Genomic DNA, 16,067 nt, shown 5'->3' on the forward strand with positions numbered 1-16,067 from the left:
CCCCCACGCCCTGCCCTGGAGCCCGCCATGCTCATGCCCACTGCCCGCCCCCTGGCCGATTTGGAGCACGCCCACGAGTTCGTGGCCCGCCACATCGGCATCACCCCAGCCGACGAGCAGCACATGCTGTCGGTCATTGGCGAAGCCTCGCGCCGCGCCTTGATCGAGTCCATCGTGCCGCGCAGCATCGCCCGCGCGCAGCCCATGCGGCTGCCAACGGCCATCACGGAAGCCGCGGCCCTGGCCGAACTCAAGGCGATGGCCTCGCGCAACCAGGTGTTCAAGAGCTTCATCGGGCAGGGCTACTACGGCACCCATACGCCAGCGGTCATTCTGCGCAACATCCTGGAAAACCCGGCGTGGTACACCGCTTACACGCCCTACCAGGCCGAAATTTCGCAGGGGCGCATGGAAGCGCTGGTCAATTTCCAGACCATGGTGACCGACCTGACGGGCATGGCCATCGCCAACGCCTCGATGCTGGATGAGGCCACCGCCGCTGCCGAAGCCATGACGCTGGCCAAGCGATCGGTCAAGGCGCCAGGCAACGTCATCGTGGTGGCTGGCGACTGCCACCCGCAAACCCTCGAAGTGGTGCAGACCCGGGCCAAGCCGCTCGGCCTGGTGGTGAAGGTCACCCACAGCCCCGAGGACTGGCAAGCCGCCTTGGCCCGCGACGACTACTTTGCCGTGCTGGCCCAGTACCCCAGCACCAACGGGCTCATCCGCGATCTGCGCCAGGACGTGCCGACCGTGCACGCGCGACAGGCCGCCTTCATCGTGGCCACCGATTTGCTGGCCCTGACTCTGCTGACGCCGCCGGGCGAGTGGGGCGCCGACATCGTGGTCGGCACCACCCAGCGCTTTGGCATGCCAATGGGCGCGGGCGGCCCGCATGCGGCCTTCATGGCCTGCCGCGATGAATACAAGCGCTCCTTGCCCGGCCGCCTGGTGGGCGTGAGCGTGGATGCCCACGGCCAACCGGCTTACCGGCTGGCGCTGCAAACCCGCGAGCAGCACATTCGGCGCGAAAAGGCCACCTCCAACATCTGCACCGCTCAGGTACTACCGGCCGTGGTGGCCAGCATGTACGCGGTGTATCACGGCCCGCAAGGCCTCAAGCGCATCGCCCAGCGGGTGGCGGCCTACACCGCCATCCTGGCGGCTGGGCTGCGGCAACTGGGTTGGACGCTGGCGGCCGAAACGGCATTCGACACCCTGACCGTGCGCGCCGCTGGACCGGCCCAGGCCCAGGCCATCCTCGAACGGGCCCGCCAGCGCCGCGTCAATCTGCGCCCGCTGGGGGCAGACGGCATCGGCATCGCGCTGGACGAAACCACCACGCGCGCCGACATCTCTCTGCTCTGGGAGGTATTCGCCCAGGACGGGCAAAGCCTGCCCTCGATGGCAGCGTTTGAAAAAGGGGTGGAGCCGCTGATCCCGGCCGAGCTGCGCCGCGACAGCGACTTCCTGACCCATCCGGTGTTCAACACCCACCACAGCGAAACCGGCATGCTGCGCTACATCCGCAGCCTGTCCGACAAAGACCTCGCGCTGGACCGCAGCATGATCCCGCTGGGCTCCTGCACCATGAAGCTCAACGCCACCAGCGAGATGATCCCCATCACCTGGCCGGAATTCGCGCAAGTCCACCCCTTTGCCCCCGCCGAGCAGTTGGCCGGCTATGCCGAGCTGGACCGTCAACTGCGCGCCTGGCTGTGCGAGGCCACGGGCTATGCGGGCATCAGCTTGCAGCCCAATGCCGGCTCCCAAGGCGAGTACGCCGGGCTGCTGGCCATCCAGGCCTGGCACGCTTCGCGCGGCGAAGGCCACCGCAACGTCTGCCTGATCCCCCAATCGGCCCATGGCACCAACCCTGCCAGCGCCCAAATGGTGGGCATGCAGGTGGTGGTGACCCGCTGCGACGAGCGGGGCAACGTGGACATGGCCGATTTGCAAGCCAAATGCGAGCAATACAGCGATCGACTGGCCGCGGTCATGATCACCTACCCCAGCACGCATGGCGTGTTTGAGACCACGGTCAAAGACCTGTGCGCCCTCGTGCACCGCCATGGTGGCCGGGTGTATGTGGATGGCGCCAACATGAACGCGCTGGTGGGCGTGGCAGCCCCGGGTGAGTTCGGTGGCGACGTGAGTCACCTGAACCTGCACAAGACCTTCTGCATCCCCCACGGGGGCGGCGGACCGGGCGTTGGGCCGGTGTGCGTGGTCGAGGATCTGGTGCCCTTCCTGCCCGGCCACGCCACGGCGCAAGCCCAGGGCGCGGCCCTGGGCGCGGCTCCGCGCGATGCGGCCGTGGGCGCGGTGTCGGCCGCCCCGTTTGGCAATGCCGCCGTCTTGCCCATTTCCTGGATGTACATCCGCATGATGGGCGCCGAGGGACTGCAACGCGCCACCGAAACCGCCATCCTCAGCGCCAACTACATCAGCGCCCGACTCAAAGACCACTACCCCACCCTGTACGCGAGCGCCAACGGCCATGTGGCGCACGAATGCATTCTGGATCTGCGCCACTTCAAAGACAGCTGCGGCGTCATGGCCGAAGACGTGGCCAAGCGCTTGATGGACTACGGCTTCCATGCCCCCACCCTGTCCTTCCCTGTGGCCAACACACTCATGGTCGAGCCCACCGAGAGCGAGACGCTGGAGGAACTGGATCGTTTCATCGACGCGATGATCGCCATCCGGGAAGAAATCCGCCTGGTCGAAAACGGGACTTGGCCGCGGGACGACAACCCCCTGAAGAACGCTCCGCACACAGCGGCCAGCGTCCTGCAGGCCGACTGGCCCCACCCCTACAGCCGCGAAGTGGCTGCCGCCGCCACCCACCAGGCGGTCAACACCAAGTACTGGCCGTCGGTGGGTCGCATCGACAACGTCTATGGCGACCGCCATCTGTTTTGCAGTTGCGTGCCGGTCGGGGAACCCGACGGCCACCCGGCTCACGCCTGACCCTGGAGAACCTTCATGACCGTGCCGACCCCGCCCACCCAGCAATTTGCCAGCGACAACTACGCCGGCATGTGCCCGGAGGCCACGCACTGGTTCATGCAGGCCAATGCCAGCGGCCATCAGCCAGGGTACGGGGAAGACATCTGGACCCAACGTTCCACCGACGCCATACGCGAGCTGTTCCAGACCGATTGCGACGTCTATTTCGTGTTCAACGGCACGGCCGCCAACTCCCTGGCGCTGGCGGCCATGTGCCAGAGCTACCACTCGGTCATCTGCACCCCGGTGGCGCACATCGAAACCGACGAATGCGGCGGCCCGGAGTTCTTCTCCAACGGCTCCAAGCTGCTCATCACCGAGGCCGACAGCCCCGCGGCGCGGTTGGGCAAGCTCACGCCCGATGCGGTCGAGCAGCTCGTCACCAAGCGCAGCGATATCCACTATCCCAAGCCTAAGGTCGTCAGCATCACCCAGGCCACGGAACTGGGCACCGTCTACAGCGTGGAGGAAGTGCGGGCCATCGCGGCCATCGCCAAACGGCGCAAGCTCAAGGTGCATATGGATGGCGCCCGGTTTGCCAATGCCGTGGCCCATCTGGGCTGCCATCCGAGCGAGATCACCTGGCGAGCCGGGGTCGATGTGCTGTGCTTCGGTGGCACGAAAAACGGCCTGCCCATCGGCGAAGCGGTGGTCTTTTTCGACCGGGCGCTGTCCGAAGATTTCGCCTACCGGGTGAAACAGGCCGGCCAACTGGCTTCCAAGATGCGATTTATCTCCGCCCCCTGGGTCGGCTTGCTGGAAAACGATGTCTGGCTGCGCAACGCCCGACACGCCAACGCCATGGCGCAGCGCCTGTATGGGGCTTTGCGCGATGTGCCGGGCCTGCGCGTGCTGCACGCCCCGCAGGCCAACTCGGTGTTTGCCCAGTTGCAGCCCCAGGCCATCGAAGCGCTTTATGCCAAGGGCTGGAAGTTCTACCAGTTCATCGCCGGCGGCGGGTGCCGCTTCATGTGCGCCTGGGACACCACCCCTGAAGCCGTGGACGCCTTCGCCGCCGACGTGCGCGCCGCCCACGGCGGCTGACCCTGCCGACCTGCCTCCGCACCCGCCATGGCCGTCTCTGCATTCGACTTGTTCAAAATCGGCATCGGCCCCAGCAGCTCCCATACCGTGGGGCCGATGCGGGCCGCTCGCCTGTTTGCGCTGCATCTGCACGGCCAAGGCCAGCTGGCACAGACCCAGCGGGTGCGCTGCGCGCTGTACGGCTCGCTGGGGGCGACCGGCAAGGGGCACGGCAGCGACAAGGCCGTGCTGCTGGGCCTGTGCGGTTTCGAACCCGAGACCGTCCCCATCGAACAGATCGAACCCACGATCGCCGCCATCCGTGCCGAGCAGCGGCTGACCTTGCTGGGGCAGCACCCCATCGCGTGGCACGACAAAGAAGACCTGCTGTTCTACCGCAGCCAAACCTTGCCTTTTCATGCCAACGGCATGCGCCTGTCGGCCTGGGACGTGCACGGCCAGATGTTGACCGAACGGACCTACTACTCGGTCGGCGGGGGCTTTGTGGTAAGCGAAGCGGTGGCCGCCGACGGGCAGCGGCAGAAAATCATCGCCCCGGACGCCACCCAGCTGCCCATCCCTTTTCGCAGCGGCAACGAACTGTTGCTGCGCTGCCGCGAGCATGGCTTGTCGATCGCGGGGGTCATGCGCGTCAATGAGCGCCACTGGCGCAGTGATGCCGACATCGATGCCGGGCTCCTGCACATCTGGCAGGTGATGCAAGACTGCGTGGCCCGTGGCTGTCGCACCGAAGGCGTGTTGCCCGGCGGCTTCAAAGTCAAGCGCCGCGCCCCCGAATTGCACCGGGCCCTGACCCGCCATCCCGAACAGGCCCTGACAGACCCTTTGCAGGTGCTGGACTGGGTCAACCTCTATGCGCTGGCCGTCAACGAAGAAAACGCCGCGGGTGGCCGGGTGGTCACCGCCCCCACCAACGGCGCAGCCGGCATCGTGCCGGCGGTGTTGCACTACTACCGGCGCTTCGTGCCCGGCGCCAGCGACCGCGGCGTGATCGACTTTCTGCTCACCGCCGCCGCCATCGGCATCTTGTACAAAGAAAACGCCAGCATCAGCGGGGCAGAAGTCGGCTGCCAGGGCGAAGTGGGCGTGGCCTGCTCCATGGCTGCCGGCGCCCTGTGCGCGGTGCTGGGGGGCTCGCCCGAGCAAGTGGAAAACGCTGCCGAAATCGGCATGGAACATCACCTGGGCCTCACTTGCGACCCCGTTGGCGGACTGGTGCAGATTCCCTGCATCGAACGCAATGCGATTGCGGCCGTCAAAGCCATCAACGCCGCCCGCATGGCATTGCGCGGGGACGGCACCCACTTCGTCAGCCTGGACAAAGTGATCAAGACCATGCGTGAGACCGGGGCGGACATGAAAGTGAAATACAAAGAAACCTCCCGCGGCGGTCTGGCGGTCAATATCGTGGAGTGCTGAGCTCTTGTCCTCTCTCTGAATTGGGTTGCCCGCATCAGCCGGCAGGTTTACACTGACCAGCAGGCACTCAATCTGCTGAATCTTCCCCCTCATCTTTGAGGAACCTGACATGGACGCGACGCCCGAACCCCTGTCTGCACGCGCCGAACACTATCTGCGGCACACAGAAGGGGGCTCGTTCCCCCTCGCCCTGACTCGCCAATTTCCTCGCATTGCCAACCGTCTTGTCGAGCTCAAAGATGACAAAGAGGCTCTGCGCACCTATTTCGACGAGCTCACGCACGACCGGCGCGGAGACCGGCACGGCTTCCCATTTGATGTCCTGATGGACATCCATGCATTGCGTGAAGCCATGCTTGGCGACCTCACAGGCTTTACCCTTGACGACGAAAACAAATGGGTGTCTTGAGCCGAGGTATCAACCCAGCGCAAACGCATCCATCGACAGAAACCGGTACGTCACTTCCCGGCTGATGTACTCAGGCAACGGGCCGTCGGCTTGCCCCCAACCGGCCGCCCCGAGCGCAAAGAACATAGGCAGGAAGTGCTCGTCCGTGGGGTGGGCCCGGACGGCATCCGGGGCGTATCGCCGGTAGTCGAACAACCGCGCTCGGTCGCCTTCCCGCAGGGCGTTTTCCACCCACTGACTGAACGCCACCACATAAGGCGCTGGTGATGCGCCGTGCGCCGGGCGGCCACCGAAGAATTCGCCCAGATTGTGGGTCATGCTGCCCGAGCCGATGAGCACGACGCCTTGCTGTCGCAGATCGCCAAGCGCTTGCCCCAGGTCGTACACCTCAGCCGGTGAGGCACTGGCCGGCAACGAGAGCTGCACCACCGGCACATCGGCCTGAGGAAACAAAAAGCTCAAGGGCACCCAGGCGCCGTGGTCGAAGGGGCGCCGTTCGTCGGTTTTCGCGGTCCAGCCTGCCGTGGACAGACGGTGCCGCACCGCTTCGGCCAATACCGGCGATCCAGGCGCCGGATACTGCAGGCGATAGAGAGCGTCAGGGAAGCCCCCGAAGTCGTGCCAGGTCTGCGGCGCGGGATGGGTCATCACCGTCGGCACGTCGGACATCCAATGCGGCGACATGATCACCACGGCGCGGGCTCCTTGCGCCTGGAGGCGCTGGCCCCAGGCCGTCAGGGCCGGGCCGGTGCTTCCCGGCTCGATGGCCAGCATGGGCGAACCATGAGAAACGAAAAGCGCGGGCAACATGGACGTCGTGTTCATGGCTGCACTGTACGGCAGACGGGGCACTGCATCATTCAATCTTTTGCAGCACGGTGTTCAAAGATCCTTCGGTCGATCAGCGACAATTGCCCGTTGATCGCTCGCCGCCTTGACCCTTGCCCAGGCTTCGCATGACTGCCACAACCATCGACCGCTATGCCGTGATTGGCCACCCGATCGGCCACAGCAAATCGCCAGCCATTCACCGGGCTTTTGCCCAAGCTACCGGCCAGGCCCTCGAATATGACGCCATCGACAGCCCACCCGATGCCTTTGTGGCCACGGTAGACCGCTTTCGGGCTAGCGGCGGCCGTGGCGTGAACGTGACCGTTCCGTTCAAGCTACAGGCCTGCGCCTACGCCACCGATGTATCGCCCGCCGCGCGTGCTGCCGGCGCCGCCAATGCCCTGAAGTTCGACGGCCAACGCTGCTGGGCCGAGAATTTCGATGGCTGCGGCCTGGTGCGAGACATTCGCGACAACCTGGGGCAGCGCCTGCGCGGACGGCGCGTGCTGCTGCTCGGCGCCGGCGGGGCCACCCGGGGGGCCATCCTGCCCTTGCTGGAAGAGCGCCCGGCCTGCCTCTTCGTGGCCAACCGGACGGTGAGCAAGGCCACCGCGCTGGTGGCCGAATTCCATGCCGCCGGCGCCCCGAACAGCCTACAAGGCGGCGGCTACGACGACCTGGGGCGCGGCGACCGTTTCGACATCGTCATCAATGCCACCTCGGCCAGCCTGACGGCCGAACCACTGCCCTTGCCCGCTTCGGCCCTGCACCCGGACGGCCTGGCTTACGACATGGTCTATGGCAAAGGTCTAACCCCCTTCCTGCGGCAGGCACAGGCCGCGGGCATGCGGCAACTGGCCGACGGCATCGGCATGCTCGTCGAACAGGCGGCAGAGGCCTTTGCCTGGTGGCGGGGCGTGCGCCCGGCCACGGCCGACTTGATCCGGCGCCTGTCCACCCCGCTGACCTGATCCCTTCATCCCCCACACCACCATGAACCAGCTCGAAGCCCTCAAGCAGCACACCACCGTGGTGGCCGATACCGGCGACTTCCTGCAACTCGCCCGCTTTCAGCCGCAAGACGCCACCACCAACCCATCGCTGATTCTCAAATCGGCCCAGAAGCCCGAATACGCCCACCTGCTGCGTGACACCCTACAGCAGCATGGCCACCGCACCATGGACGAACGCGTGGACCGGCTGCTGGTGCGTTTCGGCTGCGAGATTCTGTCTGTCATTCCGGGCCGCGTATCCACGGAAATCGATGCCCGCCTGAGCTTTGACACCGAGGCCACCGTGCAGCGCGCGCAGCGGTTGATGGCGCTGTATCGGGCCGAAGGCGTGTCGCCCCAGCGGGTGCTCATCAAGATCGCCGCCACCTGGGAAGGCATTCAAGCCGCTGCCCGCCTGGAGGCGGAGGGCATCCACACCAATCTCACCCTGCTGTTCGCTTTCTGCCAGGCGGTGGCCTGCGGCCAGGCCGGCGTGCGGTTGATCTCGCCGTTCGTGGGGCGGATTTACGACTGGCACAAAAACCGCGCCGGCGCGTCTTGGGATGAAGCGGCTCACCAAGGCCCGAACGATCCGGGTGTGCAGTCGGTGCGCCGCATCTTCGAGTACTACAAGCGTTTTGGCATCCGCACCGAGATCATGGGCGCGAGCTTTCGCCATGTCGGCCAGATCGTGGCGCTGGCCGGCTGCGACCTGCTCACCATCAGCCCCGAACTGCTGGCCCAGCTGGCAGCCAGCGAAGCGCCCGTGCCACGCGCGCTCGACGCCGAACGGGCGCGTCAGCTCGACCTGCCCCCGGTCCGCTATGACGAAGCGGCATTCCGCCTCGCCCTCAACGACGATGCCATGGCCACGGAAAAGCTGGCCGAGGGCATACGCGCTTTCTGCGCCGACACCGTCAAGCTCGAAGCCTTGTTACAGGCTGCCTGAATCCGCATTCCATTGGCCATGCCCCACCCCTTCGTTCCGCCCCACAAGCGCCCCGCCTGGCACCGCTTGGAGCGACTCGCCCGTGAGCCACTGCCCCATCTGCGCGACCTGTTGACCCAGGCCGATCCGGCCCGGCAGGCCCGCCTGACCCTGGAAGCCGCCGGCTTGCGGCTGGATGCCACGCGCCAGGCCGTCACACTGTCCGTGCTGGATGCCCTCGTCGATCTGGCGCGGGAAAGCGGCGTGCGGGAACAGGCCGACGCACAACGACGGGGGGAGCCGGTCAACACCACCGAGGGCCGTGCCGCCCTGCACGTGGCGCTGCGCGGCGCAGACATGGCCGATGCGCCCTGGGGCACGGAGATTTCGACACAGGTGCGCCGCGAGCGGGAGCGTTTCCTGGTCGCCGCCCAGCGGCTGCACGACGGTCTGTGGCTGGGCCATACCGGCGCGCCGATTGCTCACGTAGTCAACCTGGGCATTGGCGGCTCGGATCTGGGGCCACGCATGGTCAGCGAAGCCCTGGCCGCCTCGCACGGGCCCCATGTGCGGGTGCATTTCGTCTCCAACCCCGACGCCTGGTCCCTGTACGACACCCTGCGCCACTTGCCCGCGGACCGGACACTGTTCGTGGTGCAAAGCAAATCTTTCACCACGCAGGAAACGATGACACTGGCGGCCTCGGCACGCCGCTGGCTGGCCGATCATGGCTGCCAAGGGGCCGCCCAGGCAGCCCATCTGGTAGCGGTGACGGCGCGACCCGACCTCTCGGCCCGTGAAGGCTATGCCCCGGCGCACACCTTTGGCTTCTGGGACTGGGTGGGTGGACGCTACTCCGTGTGGTCTGCCATCGGGTTTGCGCTCGCCGTGGCCATCGGCGCCGACGCGTTTCGCGCCTTTCTGGCTGGGGGACATGCCATGGACCGGCATTTCTGGGAAGCCCCTGATCAGGCCAACATGCCCCTGCTCATGGCGCTGCTTGGGGTGTGGAACCGCTCCTTTCTGGGCTGCCCCACCCAGGCCATCGCCCCTTATGCCAGCCGACTCGTCCATTTCGCGCCATTCGTCCGCCAGATGGACATGGAATCCAACGGCAAGCGCGTCCATCACGACGGCAGCCCGGTCGAGGTACTGACCGGTCCCATCCTTTGGGGAGGATTGGGGATCGAGGGACAACACGCCTTCTTTCAGTTGCTGCATCAAGGCACCCACCGCGTGCCGGTGGATTTCATTGGCGTGGAGAGTGAAGACACGCCCTTGCCCCTGGCTCAGGAACACCACCGCGTGGTCACGCTGAACATGCGCGCCCAGGCCCAAGCCCTGGCCATCGGGCGCGATGAGCAGGCCACCATCGGCCAACTGCGCGCCGAAGGGCTGGATGAAGCCCGCATGGCCGCCCTCGCCCCCCACCGCATCTTCTCGGGCAATGTGCCCAGCAACTGCCTGTGGCTGCCCGCGCTCACTCCCCACGCGCTTGGCGCCTTGGTGGCGCTGTACGAACACAAGGTCTTCTGCCAAGCCGCCATCTGGGGAATCAACCCTTTCGACCAATGGGGCGTAGAGCTCGGCAAGACCCTGGCCCGCGCCTTGGAGCGAGAGGCCATGCCGGATTCCTAACCATCCTCGACCACCATCATGCCCCGACCCAGCTCCGCCTCCCACAAGGACCAGCCCCTCATCGACGACATACGACTTCTGGGCCGCCTGCTCGGTGACGTGATCCGCGAGCACGAAGGCGCGCAAACTTTCGAACTGATCGAGCAAATCCGTCAACTCTCGGTCGCCTATCGCCGCCAAGCCGATCACGCCGCCGACCGCCAGCTCAAAAAACTGCTGCGAGGCCTCAGTGATGACCAGGCCGTCAGCGTCATCCGGGCATTCACCTATTTCAGCCACCTGGCCAACCTGGCCGAAGACCGGCATCACATTCGCCGCCGTGCCGTGCACGAACAGGCTGGCCATGTGCAGCAAGGCAGCCTGGCCCATACCTGGCAGCGCATGCGCGGCGCCGGGGTAGATGCAGACGTCATCGCCCGCTCGTTGGCCACCGCGCACGTCTCGCCTGTGCTCACCGCCCACCCCACCGAAGTGCAGCGCAAGAGCATCCTAGACGCCGAGCGTGACATCGCGCGCCTGCTGGCCGAGCGCGACAGCCTGCGCCTGCCTCGCGAACAGGCCGCCAACGAGGCACAGATGCGCGCCCGCATCCTGCAGCTCTGGCATACCCGATTGCTGCGCTTCACGAAGCTCACCGTGGCCGACGAGATCGAAAACGCCCTGAGCTACTATCACAGCACTTTTCTACCGGAAATCCCGCGCCTGTACCGGGCCATTGAGGACGCACTGGAACATCGCCGCGTTGCGCCCTTTTTCCGCATGGGCCAGTGGATTGGCGGTGACCGTGATGGCAACCCCAACGTCACGGCGGACACCTTGCGCTTGGCCCTACAGCGACAGGCCGACGTGGCCCTGCGGCACCACCTCACAGAAGTGCACCGGCTCGGGGCTGAGCTGTCGCTATCGGCCATGCTGCTGCCGGTGGGAGCCGAGATGCAGGCCCTGGCCAACCGTTCCCCGGATCGCAACGCGCACCGCCAGGACGAGCCCTATCGCCGCGCCCTCACCGGCATGTATGCCCGCCTGGCCGCCACGCTGCATGCCCTCACTGGCGGCGAAGCCCATCGCCATGCCGTCGCACCGCAAGACCCCTACCCCCATGCAGAGGCGTTTCTGGCCGATCTGCGCATCATCGAGCGGTCGCTGGTTGAACAAGGCTGCATGGCGCTGGCCGAGCACCGCCTACGCCCGCTGATCCGCGCGGTGGAGGTGTTTGGCTTCCATCTGGCCACGGTGGACCTGCGCCAGAGTTCCGACCAGCACGAACTTGCCGTGGCCGATCTGCTCGCCCAGGCACGGATCGAACCGGACTACAGCGCGCTGGATGAGGATGCCAAACAGCGGTTGCTGCTGCGCCAACTGAATGACGCCCGGCCGCTGCGCATCCCCGAAGCGCCGTACCAGCCCCACACCCTCAGCGAACTGGCCATCTTCCAGACCGCGCGCGAGATGCGCGAACGCTTTGGTGCCGCCGCCATCCGGCATGCCATCATCAGCCACACCGAAACCGTGAGCGACCTGCTCGAAGTCTTGCTGCTGCAAAAGGAAGTCGGCTTGATGCATGGCACGCTCGACCACGACGCACGGGCCGACCTGATCGTGGTGCCGCTGTTCGAAACCATCGAGGACCTGCGCCAGGCCCCAAGCATCATGGAGGCCTTCTACCGGCTACCCGGCATCTCGGCCATGGTGCGGCGCGGCGGCCCGCTGCAATACCACGAACAAGACGTGATGCTGGGCTACTCCGACAGCAACAAAGACGGCGGCATCTTCACCAGCAACTGGGAGCTGTACCGGGCCGAAACCGCCTTGGCCGACCTGTTCGACCGCTTGTCTGAGGAGTTGGGTCAGCCGCTGCGCTTGCGCCTGTTCCATGGCCGAGGCGGCACCGTGGGCCGTGGAGGCGGCCCCAGCTATCAGGCCATTCTGGCGCAACCGGCGGGCACCGTGCGTGGCCAGATTCGCCTGACCGAACAGGGCGAGGTGATCGGCTCCAAGTACGCCAACCCCGACATCGGTCGCCGCAATCTGGAAACGCTGGTGGCCGCGACGCTGGAGGCCACCCTGCTGCCCCCCACTCAGCCCGTGTCCAAGCGTTACCTGGAGGCGGCCGAGCGACTGTCCCAGGCCAGCATGGCGGCCTATCGCGAACTGGTCTATCAGACGCCAGGCTTCACCGACTACTTCTTCCAGGCCACGCCTATCCGGGAAATCGCCGAGCTCCACATCGGTTCACGCCCGGCTTCGCGCAAACCCTCGCAACGCATCGAGGATCTGCGCGCCATCCCCTGGGGCTTCAGCTGGGGCCAGTGCCGCCTGACGCTGCCGGGCTGGTTCGGTTTCGGCAGTGCGGTGCAAGCGCTGCGCGAACACATGGGCCCGGCCGAAGCGGACCGACTGCTGCAACAAATGGCCCGCAAGTGGCCTTTCTTCAACACGCTGCTGTCCAACATGGACATGGTGCTGGCCAAAAGCGACCTGTCGCTGGCGCGCCGCTACGCCGAGCTCGTCCCCGACGCCCGCCTGCGCAAACGCATCTTCAGCCGCATCGAAGCCGAATGGCACCGCACTCAAGAAGCGCTCAACACCATCACTGGCCAGAGCCAGCGCCTGGCCAACAACCCTGCCCTGGCGCGCTCCATCGAGCACCGATTCCCCTACATCGACCCCTTGCACCATTTGCAAGTCGAGTTGATCGGCCGCTACCGCGCCGGCAGCCAGGCCGAAAAGGTCAAGCGCGGCATTCACCTTTCCATCAACGGCATCGCCGCCGGGCTGCGCAACACGGGATAACGCCATCATGGACACCGACACGCTGATCGTTCATCACCTCGAAACGTCGCGCTCGCAGCGGGTGCTGTGGCTGCTCGAAGAACTGGGGGTGGACTATGAATTGCGCACTTACCGGCGCGACCCCAAAACCCGCCTCGCCCCACCAGCGCTCAAGGCGGTGCATCCGCTGGGCAAGTCGCCGGTCATCACCCACGGCCAGACCGTGGTGGCCGAGTCTGGCGCCATCCTCGAGTACCTGGCCGACGTCTTTGCGGATCGCGCCCAGGGCGAACTGGCGCACCTCGTGCCCGCCTCGGGCACGCCCGAGCATCGGCGCTGCCGCTTCTGGATGCACTACGCCGAAGGCTCGTTGATGAACTGGTTGCTGATGAAGTTTGTCTTTCAGCGCATCCCGCAGCAGCCCATGCCGTTTTTCGTGCGACCCATCGCCCGCGGCCTCTGCGAGCAAGTGCAGAAAAAACTCATCGACCCCAACCTGGCCACCGCCTTGCCCTTCATCGACAACGAGCTCGCTCAGCGCCCCTGGTTCGCAGGCGATCACCTGACGCTGGCCGACTTCCAGATGAGTTTTGCGGTGGAAGCTGCCCTGTCCCGGGCCGAAGCCGCTGCACGCCTGCCCAACCTTCAGGGCTGGATGCGCAAGGTACAGCAGCGCCCCTCCTACCAGCGCGCCATCCAAAAAGGCGGCCCGGTGATCATGTCGAACTGAAACGGCTCGCCAGCGCGCCCACCCTGTCGCGGGAACCCAGCGCCTCAGGCGGACTCGGACTGTCATGCTGCCTGTCCGTCAACCCTTCCGCGCCCCCCTGCTTGTCGGGCTGACCATCGCCCTGCTGAGTACGCTGCTGCCTGGCTTGGCCCGTGCCTGGTCACCTTGCCCCGGCTATGCCGCCGACGACCCCTCCCAAACGCGATCGATCTTTCTGTCGCCCTACACCCACCACTGGCGCCATTCCGACGACCATCAACCGGTTTTCTTGCTGGGAGCGCAACGCCACTTGCCCAACGATCGTCTGTGCGGAATCAGCGTGTTCAGCAACTCGTTCGGTCAGCCCTCGCTGTACGCCTTCACGGGCTGGCACTGGCCGCAGGTGTCGCAGCGCCACCCACGTCTGTATGCCTCACTCACCGCTGGCGTCCTGTATGGCTACGTGGGGGAGCATCAGGACAAAGTGCCCCTCAACGTCAAGGGCTTTTCCCCGGCCCTCATTCCCGCCATGGGCTGGCGGCTCAACGGAGACGCCACCGTGGAGGTGCATGTCCTGGGAACCGCCGCGCTGATGTTTGGCCTCTCACGCCCGTTCTGAAGGCGCCAGGCTCGACTGCCGCTGCCGGTAGCGCTCCTCTTCCTGCAGCCGCAGAACGCGCCGCTGCACCTTGCCGGTGGTGGTCATGGGCAAGGCATCGATGAACTCGATCTCCTTGGGGTATTCGTAAGGCGCCAAGCGCCCTTTCACATGCGCCTGCAACTCGGCCACCAGAGGGGCATCAAACTCGCGGGCCGGGTCCACACACAAGGCGCGGCGCTGGGCATGGTCCGGCGCCAACACCACGTAAGCCTTGACCAGCGCGCCGCGCTGCTCATCGGGTTTCGGCACCACGGCCGCGTTGGCCACAGCCGGATGCTTGACCAGGCAATTTTCGATCTCGCTCGGCCCAATCCGATAACCCGCGGCCTTGAACACGTCATCGGCCCGCCCTTGGTACCAGAGGTAGCCGTCCTCATCCCGCACGGCCATGTCGCCGGTGCGGCACCAGCTGTCGAGCGGATCGCCGGTGAACTTGGCCCGCGTGGCCGCCTCGTTGTTCCAGTACCCGAGAAAGAAAATGGGGTCGAGATCGCCATGCACATCGCGCCGGTGCACGGCCACTTCCCCCGGCACGCCCACCGGGCATTCCTGGCCGGCTTCGTCGATCACCGCCACCCGATGCCCCGGATAGGCTTTGCCCATGCTCCCCGGCTTGGCAGGCCACATGAGCGCGCAGTTGCCCACCACGTAATTGATTTCGGTCTGGCCAAACATCTCGTTGACCGTCACCCCGAGTTGCTGGCGGCAGTAGTCAAACACCGCATCGCCCACGGCCTCACCCGCGCTCATGATGGCGCGCAGCCGCAGCCGGTAATGCCGGCGCGGCTCGGGAAAGGCTTTCATCATCGCCTTGAGGGCGGTGGGAAACAAAAAGGTGTGGGTCACGCCGTGGCGCTGCATGAGCTCGAAGGCCACTTCCGGCGCAAATCGACCGCTCCAAGCCACGATGGGCCGCCCAAAATAGAGGGTGGGCAGCAGCGCATCCATCAGCCCGCCCGTCCAAGCCCAGTCGGCCGGGCTCCAGAACACCGCGTCCGAGCCACTCTGGGGACGCTCAGGATCGAAGCCAAACCAGTTCTGGCTACAGACAAAGCCCGTGAGGTTGCCGATCAACGCCCGGTGAGGAATCAGCGCGCCCTTGGGGTTGCCCGTGGTGCCGCTGGTGTAGATGAGCACCGCCGGGTCATCGGCCAAGGTATGGACCAGCTCGAACTGCTTGCGCATGCCGGGCCGGGCATGTGGCCAGTCCACCACGTCGGTGTCGAATGCGCCGGTCAAGCCCACCACATGCCGCAACGCCGGGCAGCGGCCTCGCACCTGTAGCACGGCAGGCCCGGTCGCCTCATCCACCAGCGCCACCACGGCCGCGCTGTCTTGCAGACGGTACTCCAGGGCCTCCGGCCCGAACAGCTGTGACAGCGGCATGGCCACCGCCCCCATTTGCAGCACCGCCATGTAGGCCACGGCCGTCTCGAAGCGCTGCGGCAGCACGATCGCCACGCGATCACCGCGGCGCACCCCCAACAGCCGCAACGCATGGGAAAGCCGGCAAGCCTCCTCGGCCAAGGTGCCGTAGCTGTATGCCCGCGGCGGGCGGCCCGGCCCGTCCTCGATCACGGCCGTCTGCGTGGCGCAGCGCCTGCGCGCGGCCCAGCGCCGGCAACAGGCTTCGGCCATGTTGAACGACGTAG

At 66.1% G+C, this 16,067-nt stretch carries 12 protein-coding genes; 10 read left to right on the plus strand and 2 right to left on the minus strand.

Going from position 1 to position 16,067, the window contains the following annotated elements; translation table 11 throughout:
• Positions 1 to 27 precede the first annotated feature (27 nt).
• From gcvP to DFR43_RS06680, 4 genes are all read left to right on the plus strand, one after another.
• Positions 28 to 2,973: an aminomethyl-transferring glycine dehydrogenase gene (gene gcvP, locus DFR43_RS06665; protein WP_133596908.1), complete on the plus strand. Its 2,946-nt coding sequence runs from the start codon at positions 28 to 30 to the stop codon at positions 2,971 to 2,973.
• A 15-nt stretch (positions 2,974 to 2,988) separates the two neighbouring features.
• The gene (locus DFR43_RS06670) at positions 2,989 to 4,056 is read left to right on the plus strand and encodes a threonine aldolase family protein (protein WP_133596909.1); all 1,068 of its coding nucleotides are present in this window, start codon (positions 2,989 to 2,991) and stop codon (positions 4,054 to 4,056) included.
• A 27-nt stretch (positions 4,057 to 4,083) separates the two neighbouring features.
• Positions 4,084 to 5,475 (plus strand): L-serine ammonia-lyase, encoded by a 1,392-nt coding sequence (locus DFR43_RS06675; RefSeq protein WP_133596911.1) that lies wholly within the window; start codon positions 4,084 to 4,086, stop codon positions 5,473 to 5,475.
• A gap of 109 nt (positions 5,476 to 5,584) precedes the next feature.
• Positions 5,585 to 5,884, plus strand: a complete 300-nt coding sequence (locus tag DFR43_RS06680; protein WP_133596914.1) for a hypothetical protein — start codon at positions 5,585 to 5,587, stop codon at positions 5,882 to 5,884.
• A gap of 9 nt (positions 5,885 to 5,893) precedes the next feature.
• Here the strand turns inward: DFR43_RS06680 and DFR43_RS06685 are convergent, their stop codons facing one another.
• Positions 5,894 to 6,709: a dioxygenase family protein gene (locus tag DFR43_RS06685; protein WP_133596916.1), complete on the minus strand. Its 816-nt coding sequence runs from the start codon at positions 6,707 to 6,709 to the stop codon at positions 5,894 to 5,896.
• 131 nt (positions 6,710 to 6,840) lie between these two features.
• Between DFR43_RS06685 and aroE the strand changes: the two genes are divergently transcribed.
• From aroE to DFR43_RS06715, 6 genes are all read left to right on the plus strand, one after another.
• Positions 6,841 to 7,686 (plus strand): shikimate dehydrogenase, encoded by an 846-nt coding sequence (gene aroE / locus DFR43_RS06690; RefSeq protein ID WP_133596918.1) that lies wholly within the window; start codon positions 6,841 to 6,843, stop codon positions 7,684 to 7,686.
• Between the two features lie 22 nt (positions 7,687 to 7,708).
• Positions 7,709 to 8,656, plus strand: a complete 948-nt coding sequence (gene tal / locus DFR43_RS06695) for a transaldolase (protein ID WP_133596920.1) — start codon at positions 7,709 to 7,711, stop codon at positions 8,654 to 8,656.
• 18 nt (positions 8,657 to 8,674) lie between these two features.
• Positions 8,675 to 10,273 carry a glucose-6-phosphate isomerase gene (pgi, locus tag DFR43_RS06700; RefSeq protein ID WP_133596922.1) on the plus strand — a complete coding sequence of 533 codons (1,599 nt, stop codon included), beginning with the start codon at positions 8,675 to 8,677 and terminating at the stop codon, positions 10,271 to 10,273.
• Between the two features lie 18 nt (positions 10,274 to 10,291).
• Positions 10,292 to 13,066 (plus strand): phosphoenolpyruvate carboxylase, encoded by a 2,775-nt coding sequence (ppc, locus tag DFR43_RS06705; protein WP_133596924.1) that lies wholly within the window; start codon positions 10,292 to 10,294, stop codon positions 13,064 to 13,066.
• 7 nt (positions 13,067 to 13,073) lie between these two features.
• On the plus strand, positions 13,074 to 13,775 hold the full coding sequence (locus DFR43_RS06710; protein WP_133596926.1) for a glutathione S-transferase family protein: 702 nt from the start codon (positions 13,074 to 13,076) through the stop codon (positions 13,773 to 13,775).
• Between the two features lie 64 nt (positions 13,776 to 13,839).
• Positions 13,840 to 14,373 (plus strand): hypothetical protein, encoded by a 534-nt coding sequence (locus tag DFR43_RS06715; protein WP_133596929.1) that lies wholly within the window; start codon positions 13,840 to 13,842, stop codon positions 14,371 to 14,373.
• Here DFR43_RS06715 and DFR43_RS06720 read toward each other — a convergent pair.
• Positions 14,359 to 16,053, minus strand: coding sequence for an acetate--CoA ligase (locus DFR43_RS06720; RefSeq protein WP_133597057.1), 1,695 nt, complete (start codon positions 16,051 to 16,053; stop codon positions 14,359 to 14,361). The two genes, DFR43_RS06715 and DFR43_RS06720, sit on opposite strands and share 15 nt — an antisense overlap.
• Positions 16,054 to 16,067: the final 14 nt, after the last annotated feature.

It is taken from the genome of Tepidicella xavieri, from assembly GCF_004363315.1.
Lineage (GTDB): Bacteria > Pseudomonadota > Gammaproteobacteria > Burkholderiales > Burkholderiaceae_C > Tepidicella > Tepidicella xavieri.

Coding starts and splice junctions, on each gene's coding strand:
- gcvP (WP_133596908.1), top strand. CDS start 28: ATGCTCATGCCCACTGCCCGCCCCCTGGCCGATTTGGAGCACGCCCAC.
- DFR43_RS06670 (WP_133596909.1), top strand. CDS start 2,989: ATGACCGTGCCGACCCCGCCCACCCAGCAATTTGCCAGCGACAACTAC.
- DFR43_RS06675 (WP_133596911.1), top strand. CDS start 4,084: ATGGCCGTCTCTGCATTCGACTTGTTCAAAATCGGCATCGGCCCCAGC.
- DFR43_RS06680 (WP_133596914.1), top strand. CDS start 5,585: ATGGACGCGACGCCCGAACCCCTGTCTGCACGCGCCGAACACTATCTG.
- DFR43_RS06685 (WP_133596916.1), bottom strand. CDS start 6,709: ATGAACACGACGTCCATGTTGCCCGCGCTTTTCGTTTCTCATGGTTCG.
- aroE (WP_133596918.1), top strand. CDS start 6,841: ATGACTGCCACAACCATCGACCGCTATGCCGTGATTGGCCACCCGATC.
- tal (WP_133596920.1), top strand. CDS start 7,709: ATGAACCAGCTCGAAGCCCTCAAGCAGCACACCACCGTGGTGGCCGAT.
- pgi (WP_133596922.1), top strand. CDS start 8,675: ATGCCCCACCCCTTCGTTCCGCCCCACAAGCGCCCCGCCTGGCACCGC.
- ppc (WP_133596924.1), top strand. CDS start 10,292: ATGCCCCGACCCAGCTCCGCCTCCCACAAGGACCAGCCCCTCATCGAC.
- DFR43_RS06710 (WP_133596926.1), top strand. CDS start 13,074: ATGGACACCGACACGCTGATCGTTCATCACCTCGAAACGTCGCGCTCG.
- DFR43_RS06715 (WP_133596929.1), top strand. CDS start 13,840: ATGCTGCCTGTCCGTCAACCCTTCCGCGCCCCCCTGCTTGTCGGGCTG.
- DFR43_RS06720 (WP_133597057.1), bottom strand. CDS start 16,053: ATGGCCGAAGCCTGTTGCCGGCGCTGGGCCGCGCGCAGGCGCTGCGCC.